This window comes from Mesorhizobium sp. M0088, assembly GCF_040322895.1.
Lineage (GTDB): Bacteria > Pseudomonadota > Alphaproteobacteria > Rhizobiales > Rhizobiaceae > Mesorhizobium.
On the sequence record NZ_JAMYUI010000017.1, the window covers coordinates 37,740 to 59,825 of the forward strand.

Annotated in this window: 21 protein-coding genes; 12 read left to right on the forward strand and 9 right to left on the reverse strand. The window is 64.1% G+C overall.

Annotated elements, in window-relative coordinates; all coding sequences use genetic code 11:
- Positions 1-5: 5 nt before the first annotated feature.
- From NKJ67_RS20865 to NKJ67_RS20920, 12 genes are all read left to right on the forward strand, one after another.
- On the forward strand, positions 6-872 hold the full coding sequence (locus NKJ67_RS20865; RefSeq protein WP_352582949.1) for an ABC transporter permease: 867 nt from the start codon (positions 6-8) through the stop codon (positions 870-872).
- Entirely contained in the window at positions 869-1,789 is a 921-nt protein-coding gene (locus NKJ67_RS20870) for an ABC transporter permease (protein ID WP_292337519.1), read from the forward strand. Before NKJ67_RS20865 ends, NKJ67_RS20870 begins: the two co-directional genes overlap by 4 nt.
- An 82-nt stretch (positions 1,790-1,871) precedes the next feature.
- A complete protein-coding gene (locus NKJ67_RS20875) occupies positions 1,872-3,467 on the forward strand; it encodes an ABC transporter substrate-binding protein (RefSeq protein WP_502905226.1) in 1,596 nt (531 codons plus the stop codon).
- The gene (locus NKJ67_RS20880) at positions 3,457-4,401 is read left to right on the forward strand and encodes an acetamidase/formamidase family protein (RefSeq protein ID WP_352582791.1); all 945 of its coding nucleotides are present in this window, start codon (positions 3,457-3,459) and stop codon (positions 4,399-4,401) included. The genes NKJ67_RS20875 and NKJ67_RS20880 overlap by 11 nt, the downstream gene beginning before the upstream one ends.
- A 211-nt stretch (positions 4,402-4,612) precedes the next feature.
- A complete protein-coding gene (locus NKJ67_RS20885; protein WP_352582793.1) occupies positions 4,613-6,376 on the forward strand; it encodes an ABC transporter ATP-binding protein in 1,764 nt (587 codons plus the stop codon).
- 206 nt (positions 6,377-6,582) lie between these two features.
- Positions 6,583-7,791, forward strand: a complete 1,209-nt coding sequence (locus NKJ67_RS20890; RefSeq protein WP_352582795.1) for an ABC transporter substrate-binding protein — start codon at positions 6,583-6,585, stop codon at positions 7,789-7,791.
- Between the two features lie 12 nt (positions 7,792-7,803).
- Positions 7,804-8,583: an ABC transporter ATP-binding protein gene (locus NKJ67_RS20895; RefSeq protein WP_352582797.1), complete on the forward strand. Its 780-nt coding sequence runs from the start codon at positions 7,804-7,806 to the stop codon at positions 8,581-8,583.
- Complete coding sequence (locus NKJ67_RS20900; RefSeq protein ID WP_127267608.1) at positions 8,576-9,286, forward strand: ABC transporter ATP-binding protein; 711 nt, start codon at positions 8,576-8,578, stop codon at positions 9,284-9,286. Before NKJ67_RS20895 ends, NKJ67_RS20900 begins: the two co-directional genes overlap by 8 nt.
- A gap of 7 nt (positions 9,287-9,293) precedes the next feature.
- Positions 9,294-10,181 (forward strand): branched-chain amino acid ABC transporter permease, encoded by an 888-nt coding sequence (locus tag NKJ67_RS20905; protein ID WP_127321083.1) that lies wholly within the window; start codon positions 9,294-9,296, stop codon positions 10,179-10,181.
- Between the two features lie 22 nt (positions 10,182-10,203).
- Positions 10,204-11,175, forward strand: a complete 972-nt coding sequence (locus NKJ67_RS20910) for a branched-chain amino acid ABC transporter permease (RefSeq protein ID WP_128363165.1) — start codon at positions 10,204-10,206, stop codon at positions 11,173-11,175.
- Positions 11,176-11,273: 98 nt separating this feature from the next.
- On the forward strand, positions 11,274-11,921 hold the full coding sequence (locus tag NKJ67_RS20915; protein WP_352582800.1) for a class I SAM-dependent methyltransferase: 648 nt from the start codon (positions 11,274-11,276) through the stop codon (positions 11,919-11,921).
- An 88-nt stretch (positions 11,922-12,009) separates the two neighbouring features.
- Complete coding sequence (locus tag NKJ67_RS20920; RefSeq protein ID WP_352582802.1) at positions 12,010-13,068, forward strand: aminopeptidase; 1,059 nt, start codon at positions 12,010-12,012, stop codon at positions 13,066-13,068.
- 1 nt (position 13,069) lies between these two features.
- Here the strand turns inward: NKJ67_RS20920 and NKJ67_RS20925 are convergent, their stop codons facing one another.
- From NKJ67_RS20925 to NKJ67_RS20965, 9 genes are all read right to left on the reverse strand, one after another.
- Complete coding sequence (locus tag NKJ67_RS20925) at positions 13,070-14,062, reverse strand: methyltransferase (protein ID WP_352582804.1); 993 nt, start codon at positions 14,060-14,062, stop codon at positions 13,070-13,072.
- Between the two features lie 130 nt (positions 14,063-14,192).
- Positions 14,193-14,426, reverse strand: coding sequence for a hypothetical protein (locus NKJ67_RS20930; RefSeq protein WP_352582806.1), 234 nt, complete (start codon positions 14,424-14,426; stop codon positions 14,193-14,195).
- 104 nt (positions 14,427-14,530) lie between these two features.
- Positions 14,531-14,914 (reverse strand): SMU1112c/YaeR family gloxylase I-like metalloprotein, encoded by a 384-nt coding sequence (gene gloA2, locus NKJ67_RS20935; protein WP_352582808.1) that lies wholly within the window; start codon positions 14,912-14,914, stop codon positions 14,531-14,533.
- Between the two features lie 77 nt (positions 14,915-14,991).
- Positions 14,992-15,972 (reverse strand): 2-dehydropantoate 2-reductase, encoded by a 981-nt coding sequence (locus NKJ67_RS20940; protein ID WP_128363164.1) that lies wholly within the window; start codon positions 15,970-15,972, stop codon positions 14,992-14,994.
- A 2-nt stretch (positions 15,973-15,974) separates the two neighbouring features.
- Positions 15,975-17,501 carry an acyl--CoA ligase gene (locus NKJ67_RS20945; RefSeq protein WP_352582810.1) on the reverse strand — a complete coding sequence of 509 codons (1,527 nt, stop codon included), beginning with the start codon at positions 17,499-17,501 and terminating at the stop codon, positions 15,975-15,977.
- Between the two features lie 90 nt (positions 17,502-17,591).
- A complete protein-coding gene (gene ggt / locus NKJ67_RS20950; protein WP_352582812.1) occupies positions 17,592-19,178 on the reverse strand; it encodes a gamma-glutamyltransferase in 1,587 nt (528 codons plus the stop codon).
- 47 nt (positions 19,179-19,225) lie between these two features.
- A complete protein-coding gene (locus tag NKJ67_RS20955) occupies positions 19,226-20,026 on the reverse strand; it encodes an ABC transporter permease (RefSeq protein ID WP_127321958.1) in 801 nt (266 codons plus the stop codon).
- A complete protein-coding gene (locus tag NKJ67_RS20960; protein WP_127380931.1) occupies positions 20,023-20,949 on the reverse strand; it encodes an ABC transporter permease in 927 nt (308 codons plus the stop codon). The genes NKJ67_RS20955 and NKJ67_RS20960 overlap by 4 nt, the downstream gene beginning before the upstream one ends.
- Complete coding sequence (locus NKJ67_RS20965; RefSeq protein WP_127398375.1) at positions 20,949-22,031, reverse strand: ABC transporter ATP-binding protein; 1,083 nt, start codon at positions 22,029-22,031, stop codon at positions 20,949-20,951. Before NKJ67_RS20965 ends, NKJ67_RS20960 begins: the two co-directional genes overlap by 1 nt.
- Positions 22,032-22,086: the final 55 nt, after the last annotated feature.

The following is a 22,086-nucleotide window of genomic DNA, read 5'->3' on the forward strand; positions in this document are numbered from 1 at the left end:
GGCGCATGCCGGTCAAGCCGCGCGCCGGCGTCTGGCGCCGGCTGGTCAGGCGCCGTCTGGCACTGCTTGGGCTGGTGATCGTCGCCATTGTCGTTGCCGGCGCCGTGCTGGCGCCATGGCTGACAGGCTACGATCCCAACGATCAGATGTTCGACGGCCTGACCATCGAGGGCTCGCCCTTGCCGCCGGATGCAAAATTCTGGCTGGGCACCGACCTGCTCGGCCGCGACCTGTTGACCCGCATCCTCTACGGAGCCCGCACCTCGCTGATCATCGGCATCGTCGCCAATGGCGTGGCGCTGTTCATCGGCACGCTGGTCGGTGTTACCGCGGGTTATTTCCGCGGCTGGATCGGCAGCGCGCTGATGCGTTTCACCGATTTGATGATGGCGTTTCCGGCACTGCTGCTCGCCATTTGCCTGGCTGCGGTGTTCGAGCCGAGCCTGTGGATCGTCGCTATGGTCATCGCCCTGGTCAACTGGGTGCAGACCGCCCGCGTTATCTACACCGAGACCTCTTCGCTCGCCGAACGCGAGTTCATCGACGCCGAGCGCACCATCGGGGCGAGCGCACCGCGCATCCTGTTTCGCCACATCCTGCCGCATCTCCTGCCGACCATCATCGTCTGGGGCACGCTCGGCATTTCGACCACGGTGCTGTTGGAGGCGACGCTCTCCTTCCTCGGCATCGGCGTGCAGCCGCCGACCGCGTCCTGGGGCAACATCATCTTCGAGAACCAGACCTACTTCCAGGCAGCACCCTGGCTGGTGTTCTTTCCCGGCGCGGCGATCCTGGCGCTGGCGCTGGCCTTCAACCTGATCGGCGACGCGCTGCGCGACATCCTCGATCCGACGCAAAGGGGCCGGGCATGATCGCCTATCTCGGCCGCCGCCTGATCCAGTCGCTGCTGATCCTGCTCGGCGTCTCGCTGATCACCTTCGCGCTGCTCTATCTCTTGCCGGCCGACCCGGTGCGCCAGATCGCCGGCCGCAGCGCCACGCCGCAGACGGTCGAGAACATCCGCCAGCAGCTCGGTCTCGACCAGCCCTTCATCGTCCAGTACTGGCGCTATCTTACGAAGCTCATCAGCGGCGATCTCGGCCGCTCCTACATCCAGCGCTCCGAAGTCACCGAGCTGATCGTCTCGCGGCTGCCGGCAAGCCTGTTGCTGATGGTCGGCGCCATCCTGTGCGAGCTGCTGCTCGGCCTGAGCATGGGCCTGATCGCCGCCGTCAAGCGCGGCACCGCCACCGACCAGACGCTGATGGTCGCCTCCTTCGTCGGCGTCTCGGCGCCGCAATTCGTCGTCGGCTTGCTGCTGCTTTACGTCTTTGCCGTGCGGCTGAGCTGGTTTCCGATCGGGGGCTACGGCACCTGGCGTCATCTCGTGCTGCCGTCGCTGACCATGGGCATACTCGGCGCCGGCTGGTACGCCCGCATGATGCGCTCGTCGATGATCGACGTGTTGCGCCAGGATTACGTGCGCACCGCCCGCGCCAAAGGCCTGGCACGCGGCACCATCCTTTTCCGCCATGCTCTGCCGAACGCCATCCTGCCGGTCATCGCCATGATCGGCATCGACATCGGCATCTTCATGGGTGGCATCGTCGTCGTCGAAAGCGTGTTCGGCTGGCCTGGCATTGGCCAGCTGGCGTGGCAGGCCATCCAGCGCGTGGACATCCCGATCATCATGGGCGTCACCCTGGTCTCGGCCTTCGCCATCGTGCTCGGCAATCTGCTGGCCGACGTCATCGCGCCCTTCATCGACCCCCGCATCAAGCTCAGATGAAAATGAAAACCAGACAGAGAAAGGGAACATAAAAATGAAAAAGTTTCTCGCATCCACGGTAGCGGCATCGGCGCTGGCGCTGATGCTCGGCATGACAAGTGTTCGCGCCGAGGACACCGTCGATCCGAACGCCAAACAGGGCGGCGCCATCACCATCACCTACAAGGACGATGTCGCCACGCTCGATCCGGCGATCGGGTATGACTGGCAGAACTGGTCGATGATCAAGAGCCTGTTCGACGGGCTGATGGATTACGAACCGGGCACCACCAATTTGAAGCCCGACCTTGCCGAAAGCTACGAGATCGCACCCGACGGCAAGACCTTCACCTTCAAGCTGCGCCATGGCGTGAAATTTCACAATGGCCGCGAGATGACCGCCGACGACGTGAAATATTCGCTCGACCGCGTCACCAATCCCAAGACCCAGAGCCCCGGCGCCGGCTTCTTCGGCTCGATCAAGGGCTATGACGATGTCGCCGCAGGCAAGGCCGAGAGCCTCTCGGGCGTCACCGTCGTCGATCCCTATACGGTCAAGCTCGAGCTGACCCGGCCCGACGCCACCTTCCTGCATGTCATGGCCATCAACTTCTCGCATATCGTGCCGAAGGAAGAGGTCGAGAAATACGGCGCCGATTTCGGCAAGCATCCGGTCGGCACCGGCGCTTTCAAGCTCGCCGAATGGACACTCGGCCAGCGCATCGTCTTCGAGCGCAATGCGGACTATTGGCACAAGGGCCTGCCGCATCTGGACAAGATCACCTTCGAGATCGGCCAGGAGCCGATCGTTGCGCTGCTGCGCCTGCAGAAGGGCGAGATCGACGTGCCCGGCGACGGCATTCCGCCGGCAAAATTCCAGGAGGTGATGGCCGATCCGGAGCAGAAGGCACGCGTCGTCGAAGGCGGCCAGCTGCACACCGGCTATGTCACCATGAACACCACCATGGCCCCGTTCGACAATGTGAAGGTGCGCCAGGCGGTCAACATGGCGATCAACAAGGCGCGCATCATCCAGATCATCAACGGCCGCGCTGTGCCGGCCAACCAGCCGCTGCCGCCGTCGATGCCGGGCTACGACAAGGAGTACAAGGGCTATCCCTATGACGTCGCCAAGGCCAAGGCGCTGCTTGCCGAGGCCGGTCATCCCGATGGTTTCGACACGCAATTGTTCGCCATGAACACCGATCCCAACCCGCGCATCGCCCAGGCGATCCAGCAGGACCTGGCGGCGATCGGCATCAAGGCCAGCATCCAGTCGCTGGCTCAGGCAAACGTCATTGCCGCCGGCGGCGACAAGGCCGGCGCACCGATGATCTGGTCCGGCGGCATGGCCTGGATCGCCGACTTCCCGGATCCGTCGAACTTCTACGGCCCGATCCTCGGCTGCGCCGGCGCGGTGCCGGGCGGCTGGAACTGGTCGTGGTACTGCAACAAGGATCTCGACGCCAAGGCGGCCGAGGCCGACTCGGTGGTCGACCCGGCCAAGGCCGGCGAGCGCGACAAGATGTGGAGCGCCATCTACGACAAGGTGATGGAAGACGCGCCCTGGGCGCCGGTCTTCAACGAGCAGCGCTTCACCATGAAGTCGGCGCGCATGGGCGGCGCCGACAACCTCTATGTCGACCCGGTCCATATCCCGATCAACTACGACAATGTGTACGTAAAAGATGTGCAATAACTGCGACTACACCATCCACGGGCGCCAACATCATTTCGGCTGGGACAATTCGTTTGTCCCGGCCGAGCGGGTGGCGCCCGGCTCGACCATCGAGTTCCAGTGCCTCGATTCCTCCGGCGGCCAGTTTCAGGCCGACAGCACGGTCGCCGACGTCGCCCGGCTCGACTTCGCCACCGTCAATCCGGTGACTGGGCCGATCTTCGTCGAGGGCGCCGAGCCGGGCGATGCACTGAAGGTGACGATCGAGATGTTCAAACCATCCGGCTTCGGCTGGACGGCCAACATTCCCGGTTTCGGGCTGCTCGCCGACGACTTCAAGGAGCCGGCGCTGAACATCTGGAAATACGACGCCGTCTCGCTCGAGCCGGCGCTGTTCGGCAAAAATGCGCGTGTGCCGTTGAAACCCTTCGCCGGCACCATCGGCAACGCGCTGGCGGAAAAGGGCCACCATTCGGTGGTGCCGCCAAGGCGCGTCGGCGGCAATCTCGACATCCGCGATCTCGCCGCCGGCACCACGCTGTACCTGCCGGTGGAAGTGGCGGGCGCGCTGTTTTCGGTCGGCGATACCCATGCCGCGCAAGGCGACGGCGAGGTCTGCGGCACGGCGATCGAAAGCCCGATGGACGTCGTGCTCAAGCTCGATCTGGTCAAGGACGCCAGGCTGAAGACGCCGCGCTTCACCACGCCAGGCCCGGTGACGCGCCATCTCGATGCCAAGGGCTATGAGGTGACGACCGGCATCGGTCCGGACCTGATGGCCGGCGCCAGGGAGGCGGTTGCCCAGATGGTCGACCTGCTCGCCGGCCGTTACAAGATCGACCCGGTCGAAGCCTATATGTTGGCCTCTGTCTGCGGTGATCTCAGGATCAGCGAGATCGTCGACATACCGAACTGGGTGGTGTCGTTCTACTTCCCGCGCTGCGTGTTTGAATGATGTCAAGTCGGCGCTGCACCCCCCTCTGTCCTGCCGGACATCTCCCCCTCAAGGGGGGAGATCAGATGTCACTTCGGCTTTCGCCAATCTCTAATGTTGCAAGGGGGAGCGCCGGCCCACGTGACGGCCAATCTCCCCCCTTGAGGGGGAGATGTCCGGCAGGACAGAGGGGGGCGTGCCGGAATAAACCTCTCAGAACTTTGCCTTTGCAATGACCTCAACCCCCGAACCCGTCCTCGACATCGCCAACCTCTCCGTCAGCGTGCGCGGCGAGGATGGCGAGCGCGAGGTCGTCTCCGACCTGTCGCTGACTTTGGCGCGTGGCGAGACGCTCTGCATTGCCGGTGAATCCGGCTCCGGCAAATCGATGACCGCACTGGCCATCATGCAATTGCTGCCGCAGCCGGCGGCGCGCATATCGTCTGGGAAAATCCATCTGGGCGATACAGATCTGACGACTCTCGACGAGCGCCGGATGCGGCGCATTCGCGGCGACCGCATCGCCATGATCTTCCAGGAGCCGATGACCTCGCTCAACCCGGTGCTGTCGATCGGCCGGCAGCTCACCGAATCCATCGAGGCACACACCAGCCTGTCGCAGGGCGAAGCTCGTCAGCGCGCCATCGAGGCGTTGAAGGCGGTGCGCATTTCGGAAGCCGAAAGCCGGCTAAAGCAGTTTCCGCACGAACTGTCCGGCGGCATGCGCCAGAGGGTGATGATCGCCATGGCGCTGGCGCTCAAGCCGGACGTGCTGATCGCCGACGAGCCGACGACCGCACTTGACGTCACCGTGCAGGGCGAGGTGCTGGAGCTGCTGCGCGACCTGCAGCGCCAGCACGGCACCAGTGTCATCCTGATCACCCACGATATGGGCGTCGTCGCCGAAATGGCCGACCGCGTCATCATTATGCGGCATGGCCGCATGGTCGAAGAGGGAAAAACCGCTGACATTTTTGCCAGGCCGCAAGCCGACTACACGCGCGAGCTGCTGGCCGCAGTGCCGCGCATCGGCAGCGGCGTCGGCCGCCAAAAATCCAGGGATGTCGAGACGGCGCTGCCGGCCAATGTCGCCGAAGTCACCGACCTGCATGTCCGCTTCGACCTGCATGGCGGCTTCTTCGGCCGGGTCACCCGTCGCGTCCACGCCGTCGAAGGCGTCAGCTTCTCGATCGCGCCCAACGAGACGCTGGCGCTGGTCGGCGAATCCGGTTGCGGCAAGTCGACCACCGCCAAGGCGCTGGCCGGACTGGTGCCCTACAGCGGCGACATCGCGGTTGGCGGGCGCAATCTGTCCGGCCTTGGCCGCGACCAGCGTAAGGCGGTGCGCCGCGACGTGCAGATGATTTTTCAGGATCCCTACGCCTCGCTCGACCCGCGCATGCGTGTAGGTGACCTCGTCGCCGAGCCGCTGCTGATCCATGGCATCGCCTCGAAGCAAGAGCGCAGTGACCGTGTCGCGGCGCTGTTCGAGCGCGTCGGCCTGTCGGCCGATCAGATGGAGCTCTATCCGCATGAATTCTCCGGCGGCCAGCGCCAGCGCGTCTGTATTGCACGCGCTCTTGCGCTGCGGCCGAAACTGATCATCGCCGACGAAAGCGTCTCGGCGCTCGACGTTTCGGTGCAGGCGCGCGTGCTCGATCTGTTGAAGGAATTACAGCGCGAATTCGGCGTCGCCTATCTCTTCATCTCGCACGACATGGCTGTGGTCGAGAACATCTCCGACCGCGTCGCCGTCATGTATCTCGGCCAGATCGTCGAGATGGGCACGCGCGACCAGGTCTTTTCCAACCCGCGCCACCCCTACACCAGACGCCTCATCGAAGCCGTGCCGGTGCCCGATCCAGCCAAGCGAAGAAGCCGCTTCGCCCGCCTGGACCAGGAGATCCCGAGCGCCACCCGCAGGATCGGCGAGGCGCCGCTGAAACTGGCGCTGAGGGATGTCGGCAACGGCCATCTCGTCGCCGCCGAGGGCTGAGCCGGCACTGCCGCCGGGCGGTTCACGTGTTTGTGTCTCTATCTCGCGCTCAAGGCTCGCGTTCCGCCGCCAAACGGTATCGCTTCGCACACGAAATCCCTAACGGCCTCTTGCCCTCTGTCCCTATCTTCCTCATGTTCAATACCATTGCGATGATCGATCGTAGGAGGGTCGGTCGGATTCATCGCTATGGGAGGAAGTCAACCATGAAGGTAAGCCTTTTCGTTTCCGCGGCACTTCTCGCCGCATCCGCGATCCCCGCCTCGGCCGCTGAAATTTCCGACGGCAAGGTCAAGATCGGCATTCTCAACGACCAATCGGGCGTCTACGCCGATTTCGGCGGCAAGTGGTCGGTCGAGGCGGCCAAGATGGCGGTCGAGGATTTCGGCGGCAAGGTGCAGGGAGCGCCGATAGAAATCATCAGCGCCGATCACCAGAATAAGCCCGATATCGCCTCCAACATCGCGCGGCAGTGGTACGACACCGAACAGGTCGATGCCATCATGGAACTGACCACCTCTTCGGTGGCGCTCGCCGTCCAGGGGATCTCCAAGGAAAAGAAGAAGATCGACATCGTCACCGGCGCGGCAACCACGGAGCTGACCGGCAAACAATGCTCGCCCTATGGCTTCCACTGGGCCTATGACACTCATTCGCAAGCGGTTGGGACAGGCGGCTCTCTCGTGCAGCAGGGCGGCGACAGCTGGTTCTTCGTCACCGTCGACTATGCATTCGGCTATTCGCTGAAGGATCAGACCACCAAGTTCGTCGAGAGCCATGGCGGCAAGGTGCTGGGCGAAGTGCGTTATCCCTTGGGATCGACCGATTATTCGTCCTTCCTGCTGCAGGCGCAATCGTCGGGCGCCAAGGTCATCGGCCTGGCCAATGCCGGCCTCGATACCTCCAACTCGATCAAGCAGGCGGCCGAATTCGGCATCGCGCAGGGCGGTCAGCGTCTTGCCGCACTCCTGTTCACGCTGGCCGAGGTGCATGGGCTTGGCCTTCAAGCGGCGCAGGGCGTTGTGCTGACCGAAGGCTATTATTGGGATCGCGACGACAAGAGCCGCGAATTCGGGCAGCGCTTTTTCAAGCGCACCAACCGCATGCCGAACATGATCCAGGCCTCGACCTATTCGGCGGTGACGCAGTATTTGAAAGCGATCGACAAGGCCGGTACGGACGAGACCGAAGCCGTCGCCAAGCAACTGCATTCGATGCCCGTGGACGACGCCGCCATCACCAACGGCAAGGTGCAGGCGGACGGCAACATGGTCCACGACATGTATCTCTATCAGGTCAAGTCGCCAGCCGAGAGCACCAAGGAGTGGGACTACTACAAATACCTGGCCACCATTCCCGGCAACGAAGCCTTCCTGAGCGAAAAGGAAAGCGGCTGTCCGACGGCCGGCCAGTGATCGGCGCGGCCGATGGCGCCGACTGACCTGAACGCGAACGAGCCGCCTGTGGTGCTTTCCGCCCGCGGGTTGCGGCGCGACTTTGCCGGCTTCATCGCCGTCAAAAACGTCGATCTGGACGTCCGCCATGGCAACATCCATGCCCTGATCGGACCCAACGGCGCCGGCAAGACGACCGTCTTCAACCTGCTCACCAAGTTCCTGGCGCCGACCAGCGGCAGGATCGAGCTGCTTGGCCACGACATCACCCGCACCTCGCCGGCCAGGGTCGCGCGGATGGGCCTGGTGCGCTCGTTCCAGATATCGGCGATTTTTCCGCACCTCAGCGTGCTCGACAATGTCCGCGTCGCCCTGCAACGGCCGGGCGGGCTCAGCGTCCAGTTCTGGCGCTCGCTGGCGGCGCTCGACCGGCTGACGCCGCGCGCCGAGGAATTGCTGCGCTCGGTCGGTCTCGACGACGTCAGGAACAGGCTCGCCGGCGACCTTTCCTATGGCAGGAAACGCGTGCTCGAGATCGCCACGACCCTGGCGCTCGATCCGAAAGTGCTGCTGCTGGACGAGCCGATGGCCGGCATGGGGCACGAGGACGTGGCCACGGTTTCCGACCTTATCCGTTCGGTGGCCAGGGATCGCGCCGTGCTGATGGTCGAGCACAATCTGACTGTCGTGGCCGACCTTTGCGACTGGATAACGGTCATGCAGCGCGGCGAGGTGCTGGCCGCCGGCGACTACGCCACGGTCAGCCGCGACGAGCGCGTCAAGATCGCCTATATGGGCACCGCCGATGACTAGTACCGCACCTCTGCTTGCCGTCAGCGGCCTCAACGCCTGGTATGGCGAGGGCCATGCGCTGCACGGCGTCGATCTGGAAGTGTATTCCGGCGAGACGGTCACACTGCTCGGCCGCAATGGCGTCGGCAAGACGACGACGCTGCGCGCCATCATGGGGCTGATCCGCAAGCGAACCGGCGGGATCGCCTTCGACGGCCAGGATCTGATGCGGCTGCCGCTGCACCGCACCGCGCATCAGGGCATCGGCTTCGTGCCGGAGGAGCGCGGTATTTTCGCCACGCTGACCGTCGACGAGAACCTGGTTCTGCCGCCGGTCGTGGCCGAGGGCGGCATGAGCGTCGAGGAGATATTCGATCTGTTCCCCAATCTGAAGGAGCGGCGCAACAGTCCCGGCACCAGGCTGTCGGGCGGCGAACAGCAGATGCTGGCGATCGCGCGCATGTTGAGAACGGGTGTGAAAATGCTGCTTCTCGACGAGCCGACGGAGGGGCTCGCTCCCGTCATCGTGCAGCGCATCGGCGCGTTGCTGGCGACGTTGAAAAAGCGCGGCATGACGATCCTGCTGGTCGAGCAGAACTTCCGCTTCGCCAGCCGTGTCGCCGATCGTTTCTATCTGATGGAGCACGGCAAGGTGGTGGCAGGGTTCCCGGTCGGCGAACTGCCGGACCGCATGACGCAGCTCCACGAAGTCCTGGGTGTATGATGGCGCCATGACGATGATCTTCGGCATCCCCGTTCAGGCCTTCCTCGGCCAGTTGCTGGTCGGCCTGATCAACGGCTCGTTCTACGCCATGCTGAGCCTGGGCCTGGCTGTCATATTCGGCTTGCTGCGCGTCATCAATTTCGCCCATGGCGCCCAGTATATGCTCGGCGCCTTCGTCGGCTATCTGCTGCTCACCTATCTCGGCATCGGCTACTGGCCGGCGCTGATCCTTGCGCCGCTGATCGTCGGTGTCTTCGGCATCGTAGTCGAGCGCCTGGCGCTGTCGCGGCTGTACGATCTCGATCCGCTCTACGGCCTGCTCTTCACCTTCGGCCTCGCGCTCGTGCTCGAAGGCATCTTCCGCTATTATTACGGCGTCTCGGGAAACCCCTACGCCGTCCCGCCGCTGCTTTCGGGAGGCACCAATCTCGGCTTCATGTTCCTACCCAATTATCGCGGCTGGGTCGTCGTCGCCTCGCTGATCGTCTGCTTCGGAACCTGGGTGCTGATCGAGAAGACCAGGCTCGGTTCCTACCTGCGCGCCGCGACGGAGAATCCCCGCCTCGTCCAGGCTTTCGGCGTCAACGTGCCGTTGCTGCTGACCCTGACCTACGGCCTCGGCTCCGCGCTGGCTGGGCTTGCCGGAATTCTGGCAGCGCCGATCTATCAGGTGAGCCCGCTTATGGGGTCGGATCTCATCATCGTCGTCTTCGCCGTCGTCGTGGTCGGCGGCATGGGATCGATCCTTGGCGCGATCGTCACCGGCTACATGCTCGGCCTTGCCGAAGGCCTGACCAAGGTCTTCTACCCCGAGGCCTCCAACCTCGTGGTCTTCGTCATCATGGCCATCGTGCTTCTGGTCCGGCCGGCCGGCCTGTTCGGAAGGGACGCCTGACATGTCGGAAGGGACATCTGACATGTCGGAACTGACGCTTCGCGAGACATCGGCCAAAAACTCGGCACGGCTTGAATGGACGCTGGTCGGGCTCGGCATCCTGGCGCTGCTGGTGGCGCCTTTCCTGGTCTATCCGATCTTCCTGATGAAGATGCTGTGCTTTGCGCTGTTTGCCTGTGCGTTCAATCTCCTGCTCGGCTACACCGGGCTGCTGTCGTTCGGCCACGCCACCTTTTTCGGCGGCGCCGCCTACTTCACGGCGCATGCCGTCAAGGTCTGGGGCTGGCCGCCGGAAGCCGGCATTCTGCTCGGCATGGCGGGTGCGGCCTTGCTCGGCCTTGTCATGGGCTTTTTCGCCATTCGCCGGCAAGGCATCTATTTCGCCATGATCACGCTGGCGCTGTCGCAGATGTTCTTCTTCTTCTGCGTGCAGGCGCCGTTCACGCAAGGCGAGGATGGCATCCAAGGTGTGCCGCGCGGCATGCTGCTGGGCGTCCTCGACCTGAACGTCTCGCTGAACATGTATTATTTCGTGCTGGCGGTGTTCCTCGTCGGCGTCTTCGCCATCTGGCGCATCGTCAATTCGCCGTTCGGCATGATCCTGCGCTCGATCCGCGAGAACGAGAACCGCGCCATTTCGCTGGGCTATTCCGTCGCCAACTACAAGCTCGGCGCCTTCGTCATGTCGGCGGCACTGGCCGGGCTGGCAGGCTCGCTCAAGGCCATCGTCTTCCAGTTCGCCACGCTCACCGACGTCACCTGGCAGATGTCGGGCGAGGTGATCCTGATGACGCTTCTGGGCGGCATCGGCACCATGGTCGGGCCGATCATCGGCGCCAGCCTTGTCATCGGCCTGGAAAACACGCTTGCCACTTCCGGCTTTCCGGTGACCATCGCCACCGGCCTGATCTTCATGGTGTGCGTGCTCGTCTTCCGGCGCGGCATCGTCGGCGAATTTTACGCGCGGATTTTCAAGCGGGCGGGCAAGGACTGATCAGTTCAAGCTACCACCCGACTGTCGGAACCGCTCAGTTGCCCGGCTGCGTTTAGCTGTGCCATGTAAGGAGTTCGGAATCCGGAGGCCGCACGCTAATGTTGGACAACTACGCGGTGGACGGGTTTGGCGTGATCCACCAGGTCGACTTCAAACCGATCAAATACGACAAGCAGTACATTTCCTATTACGAGGACCTGAGTGACCGGACCATCAAGCTCGGGTATCAGCGACTCGGCTGGGTGCTGGGGATCACCGGCGAGATTCCTCGGTCCGTGCTGGAGATTGGATATGGCACCGGCACATTCATCGAAGCCGCGAAAATAACCGGGGTCGCCGACTGCGCCGGCTGCGACATAACCAGGTTTCCGCTGCCCAAGGGCGTGCGCTTCGTCGATTGGGATGAGGCGCTCTCCAGCTCGTGGGATCTCGTCGCCATGTTCGATGTGCTTGAGCATATCCCGGATCTGGGTTTCCTCGCGCGGCTTAAGACCCGCTACCTTGCCGTCGCCGTCCCCTATTGCCGCTGGCGCGAACTCGGCACGGAAGGCGACGCCTGGTTCCGGACGTGGCGTATGCGTCTTCCCGACGAGCACCTCCACCACTTCGACCGTGACTCGCTGGTGGCACTCCTCGCACACAGCGGCTTCGAATGCGTGACGCTGAACTGCTTCGAGGATGGGATCAGACTGCGGCCCGGTGAAGCGGGTCCGAATATTCTGTCCGGATTCTTCAGAAAACTATAGACCTCGATCAAATGAGTGCGACTGCTTGAGAGGTCTGGGGCAATCGCGACCTATCGGAACGGGTGAGCACTGCTGTGGGCAAATCGTAATGCGCGCATTCTTTCGATTGGTTGCCGTTGTGATCGTGATGTCCGGCGTAACCGGCTGCACCAGTGTTTCCTACTACGCGCAGTCCGTGCAAGGTCATCTGCGGATCATGACAGCGCGCCAGGATGTCGGAAAACTGATCGAGAATCCTTCGACGCCGAAGGCATTGCGCGCCCGAATGGCATCGGCGAGCGCCATACGGCAGTTTGCAACGGATGAACTGGCGCTGCCCGACAACAACAGCTATCGCAGCTATGTCGATATCGGTCGGGACTCAGTGACATGGGCCGTCTTCGCCGCGCCGGCATTTTCGCTGACGCCGCGGACATGGTGCTTTCCTGTTTTCGGCTGCGTTCCCTACCGGGGATATTTCTCCCAGAAGTCCGCGACTGAAACCGCTGTCCAACTTCAAGGACAGGGCATGGACGTCTATGTGACGGGCATCACCGCATATTCCACGCTTGGCTGGTCGAGCGACCCGCTGCTCAGCACGATGTTCGGCCAGGATGAAACCTATCTCGCAGCGCTGGTGTTCCATGAACTGGCCCACCAGCGCGTCTACGTGCACGACGATTCCGCATTCAACGAGGCGTTCGCTGTCGCCGTTGAAACGACCGGCGTGAAAAAGTGGCTGCGCGCGACTGGCGACACCGCCGCATTGCGCCGTTACGAAGCCGCCCGGAGGCGCAAAGCTGAATTTCTTGTGCTGGTGTCGCAGACCCGGGACGAGCTGGCGCAAGTCTATTCCAACGCCGGCACCTCGGAGCAAAAGCTGGCCGCAAAGACGGCCGCGATTGAACGGCTGCGGATGCGCTACCGACATATGCGCGACAGGCGCTGGGGCCGATACCGGGGATACGATGCCTGGTTCGCGTCCCCGATCAACAATGCAAAGCTCGCCGCGACCTCCGTCTATAGCGACCGGGTGGCCGCGTTTCTCCGGCTGTTCGACTTGTGTTCGGGTGACTATGTCAGGTTCTATGCATCGGTCCGGCGGATTGGCGCGCTGGACCAAGCTCACCGCGCCGAAGCACTTGCGGCGGCAGATCGCTGTTATTGAGTCAGCCCGGGAGGCGTCCACGAAACAACGTGCAGCCGTCCGTCAGGCGCGACCTGGAGATATCCCGGAATCCAGCCTCGGTCATCCACGCACGATATTGACCTTCCGTGTACGATTCGCCGTGGCGATAGAGATTCAGGAAAGTGAGATTGAGGAAGACACCCTCGGACGGGCCGAGGCGGTCGTCGTCGACGACACCCCACCCCGCAATTGCGATCTCGCCTCCGGGGGTGAGGCAACGCGCCGCGTTCAGGATCGAATTGCGCGCCTGGTCCGGCGGAAGCACCTGGACGACGGCCTTCAGGATCGCCAGATCGTGCCGACCGACCGATGGCGCGACGGTTATGTCCCCCTCTTCGACAACCACGTCATCGGCACCGTATTCCGACAGGATAGCTGGCGCGACCGCTGCGACCGTCGGGAGTTCCATCAGCGTCGCCGCAATGTGCGTCCACCGCTCGCGAAGCCCGACCAGTATGGTCCCGGCACCCCCGCCGATGTCGATCACCGAACCGACCGCCGAGAGGTCCATCTCCTGGGCCAGGTGTCGGCCGAAAATCACCCCGCCCAGTGCGAGCATGCGGCTGAAGGCCGCCGCGGACTCAGGTCCCGCTTCGGAAAAATCGTGCAGCGCGGCCGGCCGGTTCTGTCGCAGCGAGTCCGCGGTCAAAAGGTCGGCTCCCCACAACTCGCGCATGAGCGCGTGGTCGCCGCCGCGATAGGTCGGCTTGGACGCATCGAGGAAGGCCGACGCTTCGGCTCCGTTGCGAAACTGACCGTCCTCGACTTCAAGGAGGCCGATGCTGGCGAGCGCGTAGAGGAGCCGCGACAGACGATCGGGCTCGACTTTGAGCGTGGCCCCGAGGCTGTCGGCAGTCACAGCACTTTCACCGAGCCGGGTGAAGATGCCAAGGTCCAGTCCGGCGCGAAGCGCCAAGGCGGGGGGCACCGCTGCGATCAGTCTGTCGATCCGATCAAAATCCACCACGTCCATCCCCCCTCCGCGATCCAGGGCCGACTTTGAAACAGCTCCGATGGATTAGAACCTGCAGTCCCGACGTCCGGATGGCGACGGACCGGCCGGGAACTCCCAACGGCGGGGTTGAGATCGCCCGCGCGCCGTTCTACTGGTCCGAAAACCTCACGCTCACGCCGCGCTGCCGAAAATAAGCCTGCATCAACTTCCGGCCCGAGCGGTTGTTCTGCGCGAGTTTGGTCGGATCGAACACCGCCTGTTTTATCCCTTCTCGCGTCAGCGCCGCCTTAAGCGCCGCGATATGTGTGTCGATGTCGGCATTGTCCGCCCGGAGCGAGGCATAGATGCTCTCGGTCGCCTCGGCCACGGTCAGTTCGCTCATTGGTGTCGTCCTTTGGTTGGTTGGGCGGCGCTTAGCACAGATTCGCGGTCCGCCGATACCGAGACCGTCAGTACACAGCGCCCGTCGCGAAAGCGAACCGTTCCTTATGGGGCTTCGTAGAGTTCCAGCGGCAATCCATCCGGGTCCCTGAAAAAGGTAAACCGTTGGTCCGTATATGGGTCGATCCGGATAGGCTCGACGGCAACGCCTGCGGCTTCCAGGCGGAAAATTACGGGCTCAAGATTAGCCACAGCGAATGCCAGATGTCTCAGGCCTGTAGCCTCTGGGTGGGATGGCCGCATCGCTGGTGCAGGGAAGGAGAACAATTCCAGTTGGGCCGACCCGATCCGCAGATCCGCCTTCCATGATTGCCGCTCCTCCCGATAGATCTCCCGGATCAGATCGAGGCCGAGGAGTTCGACGTAGAACCGTCGCGACTGGTCGTAGTCGGTGCAGATGAGCGCGACGTGGTGAATGGCGTTCAGCATGCTGCTAACTCCAGTCAAGCTGGGATTTGAGGCCAAGGTGCTCATGCCACGACTCTGATTTAACCCGTCGCTCCACCTCACCCATAACACCCGCGCTCCACCGCCAGCCGCCGCACCAGCGCCAGCACGGCATCGATGGTCGGGGTCGGCTTGTCCGTGAGCCGGCCAAGTTCCTGCACCGCGCTCACCAGCGCGTCGATCTCCATCGGCCTGCCGCGCTCCAGGTCCTGCAGCATCGAGGTCTTGTGTTCGCCGACATCGCCGGCGCCCTTGATGCGCCGGTCGACCGCTATGGGAAAACGCACGCCGAGGCTTTCGCCGATCGCCTGCGCCTCCAGCATCATGGTGCGGGCGAGCGCGCGGGTGCCATCGTCGGCGACAATCGCGGCCAGCGTGCTGCCGGTCAGCGCCGAGATCGGGTTGAAGGAGAGATTGCCCCACAGTTTTACCCAGATTTCGCTGCGGATGTCCTCGCGCACCGGCGCTTGCAGGCCGGCCTTGACCATCTCCTCGGCCAGAAGCGTGACCCGTTCGCTGCGCTCGCCGGAGGGTTCGCCGAGCGAGAAACGTTTGCCCTCGACATGGCGGATGAGACCCGGCGCATCGACCTCGACGGCGGGATAGACGACCGAGCCGATGACGCGGTCCGGTCCGATCCGCTGCCAGATCGCGCCGCCGGGGTCGACCGCGTTCAGCCTGGTGCCTTCGAGCGGCCCGCCGACGCCGTGGAAATACCACCAGGGCACGCCGTTCTGCATGGTGACGACTGATGTGTGGTCCCCGAGCAGCGGCGCGATCTGGTCGAGGGCTGGGGAGAGCGAATGGGCTTTCAGCGCCAGCACGACGTAATCCTGGGCGCCAAGCTCGTCGGCTTTGGCGGCGGCCCGGACGGGGACCGAAATCTCCTGGCCATCCTCGATCAGGCGCAGGCCGTCCGCCTTGATGGCTTCCAGATGGGCGCCGCGCGCGACGATCGAAAGATCGGTCCGCCCAGTGATGGCGAGCTTGGCCGCAAGATAGCCGCCAATCGCACCGGCGCCGAAGATGGTGATCTTCATCGTCAAAGCCCGAGTTTGGCAGCAAGGCCGATGCGCTGCAATTTGCCGGTCGCACCCTTGGGGATCTCGTCCAGGATCAGGATCTTGCGCGGCACCTTGAAATCGGCAAGCCGTGTCGCGGCATAGGTGCGGATGTCGCCCTCGGTGGCACTGATGCCTTCGCGCAGCACAACCGCCGCGGCCACCTCCTCGCCAAGCTTGTCATGCGGCATGGCGAAGGTGACGACCTGCGCCACCGCCGGATGGTCCATCAGCACGTCGTCGACCTCGAGCGGCGAGATCTTTTCGCCACCGCGGTTGATGATCTCCTTGAGCCGACCGGTGACCCTGAGATAGCCGTCTTCGTCGAGCACGCCCTGGTCGCCAGTGTGGAACCAGCCATGCGCGAAAGCCGTGGCATTGGCATCCGGGTTCTTCTCGTAACCCGTCGTGACATTGGGTCCGCGAATGACGATCTCGCCGGTCTCGCCGGCTGCGAGCAGCCGCCCGTCGGGCGCCATGACAGCCACGTCCGGACCGGCGGAGGCACCGACGCTGCCGGGCTTGCGCTGGCCCGGCGGCAGCCGGTTCGATGCCATCTGGTGGGCGGTCTCGGTCATCCCGTAGGATTCGATCACCGGGCAGCCGAAGGTCGCCTCCAGCTCGGCCATCACCTGCGCCGGCAGCGACGCCGAGGATGAGCGGATGAAGCGCAGACGCGCCGCCGCCAGCGCCTCGGTGTTGCGTGCCGCGCGGGGCAGGATCGCCTGATGCATGGTCGGCACCGCCGTGTACCAGCTCGGCTGCGCCTCGCTCAGCCACTGGAAGAAGCGCAGCGCGTTGAAACCCGGCGTGCAGTAGATGCTGCCGCCGGCAGCCAGCGACGACAGCACGGCCGCGATCAGGCCGTGGATGTGGAACAGCGGCATGATGTTGAGGCAACGGTCATCTGGCGTCAGGCCAAGCGTGCCGCCGATATGGGCAGCCGAGGCCGCAATGTTTGCATGGCTGAGCGGCACCAGTTTTGGACGCGATGTCGTTCCGGAGGTATGCAGCAGCAGCGCAATGTCGCTGTCTTGCGCCATGTCGGGCGCGGCCTGCGGTCCGATCGCTGCGCCCTCGATCATGAAGCTGCCGGCGGGTGTGGCGGGCTGCACGACAAGCCGCAGCACGCCGATGCCAAGGCGTTCGGCCACCGTCACCGCCGGTCCGGTCTCGCCCTCCGCGACAAGGATTGCCTTGGCGCCGATGTCGGTGAGGTAGAAATCGAGCTCGTCGGCCCGGTAGGCGGGGTTGAGCGGTGCCGTCGAGGCGGCGGCCGCCACGGCGACGAAGGCGGTGGCCATCTCGGGCCCGTTCGGCAGCACGATCGCCACCCTGTCGCCGCGGCCGATGCCGCGCGCATGCAGCTGTTTTGCCGTATCGGCGATCAGGCTGCGCAATTCGCCATGGCTAAGCGTCGCCCTGTCGGGTGCCAGGATGGCGGGCGCATCGTCGGCGCCGGCGGCGAGACGGCGGGAGAGATCTGCGAGGGTTTCGGTTTGGGTCATGATCACCGGCTGGATTTCGAACGACTATTGGCGGGAGCCCTTCTGACGGGCTTGCCTCGATACGGATACGCCATTGGACAACGGATCGCCTCAGTAGCCAAGCGCCAAACCATCCTTGCGCGGATCGGAAGCGCCGGTCAGCGTCCCCTTCTCCCAGTCGATCAGCACCACCTGCCCGCCGCCCAGCGGGTGATGCGGTTCGGCGATGCGGTGGCCGCGCCGGCGCAGGCCCTCGATCGCCTCGGTGGGAACGCCACGCTCGGCCTCCACGGTGTCATCATTGTAAAACACCCTCGGCGCATCCAGCGCCTGCTGCGGGTCCATGCCGAAGTCGATCATGTTGGTCAGCAGATGGACATGGCCGAACGGCTGATAGCCGCCGCCCATGACCCCGAACGGCATCACCACGCGGCCGTTCTTCGTCGCCATGCCCGGCATGATCGTGTGCATCGGCCGCTTGCCCGGTGCGATGGCGTTCGGGTGCGCAGGCTCAAGGCGAAAGCTCGAACCGCGGTTCTGCAGCACGACACCGGTCTTAGGGCCGACCACGCCGCTGCCGAACGAGTAATAGGTCGAGTTGATGAAGGAGACCGCGTTGCGATCGCGGTCGACGATGGAGATGTAGACCGTGTCGCTGCCGGGCAGGTCCACGCGCGGCAGATGCGTCATGGCGCGGTCGCGGTCGATCTCGGCGCGCAGCCGGTCGGCATAGGCGCCGGACAGCAGCTCTCTGACCGGCACCGGGACATGGTCCTGATCACCGACATAACGGTCGCGGTCGCGATAGGCCAGGCGCCCGGCCTCGATCTCCAGATGCAGGCGCTCGGCGCCATTGGGATCCAGCCCGCCAAGCTCGAAGCCCGACAGCAAATTGAGCATCAAAAGCGCCGTCAGCCCCTGATTGTTCGGCGGCATCTGGTGGATGTCATGGCCGCCATAGGAGGTGCTGACCGGCGCCACATAGTCGCCTCTGGTCGCAGCGAAATCCTCGGCCGTATGAAGTCCGCCCAATGCATTGAGCCGACTCACCATATCGTCGGCGACAGCGCCTTCGTAGAAACCGGACCGGCCATATTTGGCGATGATGCGCAAGGTCTCCGCCAGTTCCGGCTGCCGGTGGACGTCGCCAGCCCTCGGCGCCTTGCCGCCGGGCAGGAAGATGCGCGTGGCGTGCTCGTCGGCCGACAGATCGGTTTCCGGTTCGGCCCAGTCGAAGGCGACGCGGTCGTGCACGACATAGCCGTTCTCGGCATAGTGGATGGCCGGCGCCAGCACCTCGGCAAGGCCCTTGCGGCCATGGTCTTCGAGCAGGCGGCTCCAGGCATCGACGGCACCCGGCACGGTGACCGCATGCGGACCTTGCAGCGGGATGCGGTCGAAGCCTTTTTCGCGGTACCAGTCGACTGTCGCCCTGGCAGGCGCCCGGCCGGACCCGTTGAAGGCCAGCATATTGCCTTGCCCTCCGGGAGAATAGAGCACGAAGCAGTCGCCGCCGATGCCGGTCGATTGCGGCTCGACCACGCCCTGCACGGCGGCGGCGCAGACGGCGGCATCCATGGCATTGCCGCCGGACCGCAGCATGTCGATGGCGGCAAGGGTTGCAAGCGGATGCGAGGTCGCGGCAATCGCCTCGGTGGCACGAACCGGCGAGCGGCCGGGAAGCTGGAAATCACGCATTCTGTCTGGATATCCCATGGTCACTTCTGCGAATTGGTCTGGTGAAATCAATGGCGCCTGCCGAAGATCTGCGCAACCGACAACAGCACGACCGACAGCACGATCAGGCAGGTCGAGATGGCGGCGATCGTCGGGTCGATCTGGTCGCGCAGCGCATTGAACATGCGGCGCGTCAATGTCGTGGTCTCGCCGCCCGATATGAACAGCGAAACCACCACCTCGTCGAAGGAGGTGATGAAGGCAAACAGCGCGCCCGAGACGATCGAGAAGCGGATCTGCGGCATCGTCACCTGCCAGAAGGCGGCGACGCGGCCGGCGCCAAGGCTGCGCGCCACCCGCTCCTGGTTCATGTCGTAGGAGCGCAGTCCCGACAGCACCGTCAGCACCACCAGCGGCAGCGCCTGCACCGTGTGCGCGATGACCAGGCCGGTCAGCGTGTTGTTGAGCCCGATGCGCGCATAGAGGAAGAAGGTGCCGATGCCGATCAGGATCACCGGCACGATCAGCGACGCCGTCAGCAGCGCGTTGATGGTGCCGTTGAAGCGCAGCGTGCCCCGGTTGATGGCATAGGCGGCCGCGGTGCCGAGCGGCGTCGCCACCAGCACTGTCATGATAGCCACCTTGACCGAGACGATCGTGGCATCGCGCCATTCCAGCGACCCGAAATAGGTCTGGTACCAACGCAGCGACCATTGCTGCGGCGGGAATTGCAGCAGCGTCGAATCCGAAAACGACATGATGACGATGATGATCGACGGCGCGATCAGGAACAGAAGCACGAGGCCGCCGAGGCAATAGAGCCACAGCCGTTGCCGGTGCGAGATAGGCAGGCCGACATCCTCGCTCATCGCGAACTCCACACACCTGTGGCGCGCGCGCCGAGCAGCCACTGGAACAGGCCGAGAAGCGCCAGCGTGACCACCAGCAGCACCACGCCGAGTGCTGCACCCGCGCCCCAGTTGGAATAGAGGCTGGTGGTCTGTTCCATGCGCATCGCCCACATGATGACCTTGCCGCCGCCCATCAGCGCAGGCGTGACGAAGAAGCCCAGGCACAGCACGAAGACGATGACCACGCCCGAGGCGAGGCCGGGCAGCGACAGCGGAAAGAAGATCTGCCGGAAGGTGGCGGCCGGGCCGGCGCCGAGGTTCATGCCGGCGCGCAGGCAGTCGGTGTCGATTGTCTTCATCGAGGCGTAAAGCGGCAGCACCAGGAACGGCAGCAGGATATGCGTCATGCCGATGACGACGCCCGAAAAATTGTTGGCGAGCGATAGCGGCTGGCTGATCACACCGAGGTCGATCAGCCAGCTGTTGATCAGGCCCTTGCGCTGCAGGATCACCAGCCAGGCATAGGTGCGCACCAGGACCGATGTCCAGAACGGCAGGATGACGAAGATCAGGCAGATCGACGCCGCCCGGCGCGGTAGTTGCGACAGCATGTAGGCCAGGGGATAGCCGAGCAGCACGCAGGCGCCGGTGACGATGAAGGCGACCTTGAAGGTGGTGACAAAGGTCTTGATGTAGGAGGCCTGCTCGAAGAATCGCGCATAATTGGCGGCGCTGAAGCCGCCCGCTTCGTCGAACAGCGACAGCCAGAACAGCCAGCCGATGGGCACGATGATGATGGCGAAGACCAGCAACAGGCTCGGCGACAGCAGCGCCAGCAGCCGCAACGACTCGCGCCGCGCGTCCGTGCGCAGCGCTTGCGTGTTCAAATCCGGGCCCGCGCGGCCGGCATTCTCCTGCATGACGGCGGTCTGCGCGCTCATCAGTCTGCCGCTACCAGGATTGTGTCCTGCGCATCGAGACCGAACGAGACTGGCTGGCCGGGCGCCGGCATTTTCGCCAGCACATCGCTGCGGCAATAGTCGCGCAAAGTCAGCTGCCGGCCGTCGCGCAGCACGGCATAGCAGACGAAGCTGTCGCCCTGATAGATGATGTCACTGAGCGTCGCGTTGAGCACGTTGACGCCGCTTGTCGGTTCGGCGGTTGCCAAGAGCCGCAGCTTTTCCGGCCGCACCACCATCAGGTACTGGCCTGCCGCCGGCGTCGCCGCCGCCGTATGGATTCTTCGGTCCTCGTACCAGACGGAGCCGTTGCGGCACTCGACCGGAATGAAATTCGATTCGCCGATGAAGCCTGCTACAAATTGCGTTTGCGGCCTGGCGTAGAGGCTTTCGGGCTTGTCGAGCTGTTCGATGCGTCCGCCGTTCATGACAGCAATGCGGTCCGACATGGTGATGGCTTCGCGCTGGTCGTGCGTGACATAGACGGTGGTCATGCCGAGCCGCCGATGCAGGGCGCGCAGCTCGATCTGCATGTGCTCGCGCAGGCCCTTGTCGAGCGCCGACAAGGGTTCGTCCATAAGCACGATGCGCGGCTCGAAGACGATGGCGCGCGCCAGCGCCACGCGTTGGCGTTGGCCGCCGGAGAGCTGGTCGACCCGGCGCTCGCCCAGTCCCTGCAATTTCACCAGATCGAGTGCCTTCTCGACACGCTCGGCCGTCTCGGCGGCGGCGACGCCGCGTTGCTTCAGCGGAAAGGCGATGTTGTGAAAGACGTTCATATGCGGAAACAGCGCGTAGTTCTGGAACACCATGCCGATGTTGCGCTTGTGCGGCGGCGTGGTGATGATCTCGTCGCCGCCGACCCTGATCGAGCCGGCATTGGCCCGCACGAAACCGGCCAGAATCATCAGCAGCGTCGTCTTGCCGGAACCGGAAGGCCCCAGCAGCGTCAGGAATTCACCAGCCTCGACATCGAGGTTGAGGTCGCGCAGCACAGGCACGCTGCCAAATCGTTTCTCGATCCCGCGCATGCCGATCGGCAACGCGGATGGCGCAATGGACAAGATTTTTCTCTCCCAGGGGCTGAGGCGGCGAAAGCAGGGCGAGGCGTCGCCCTGC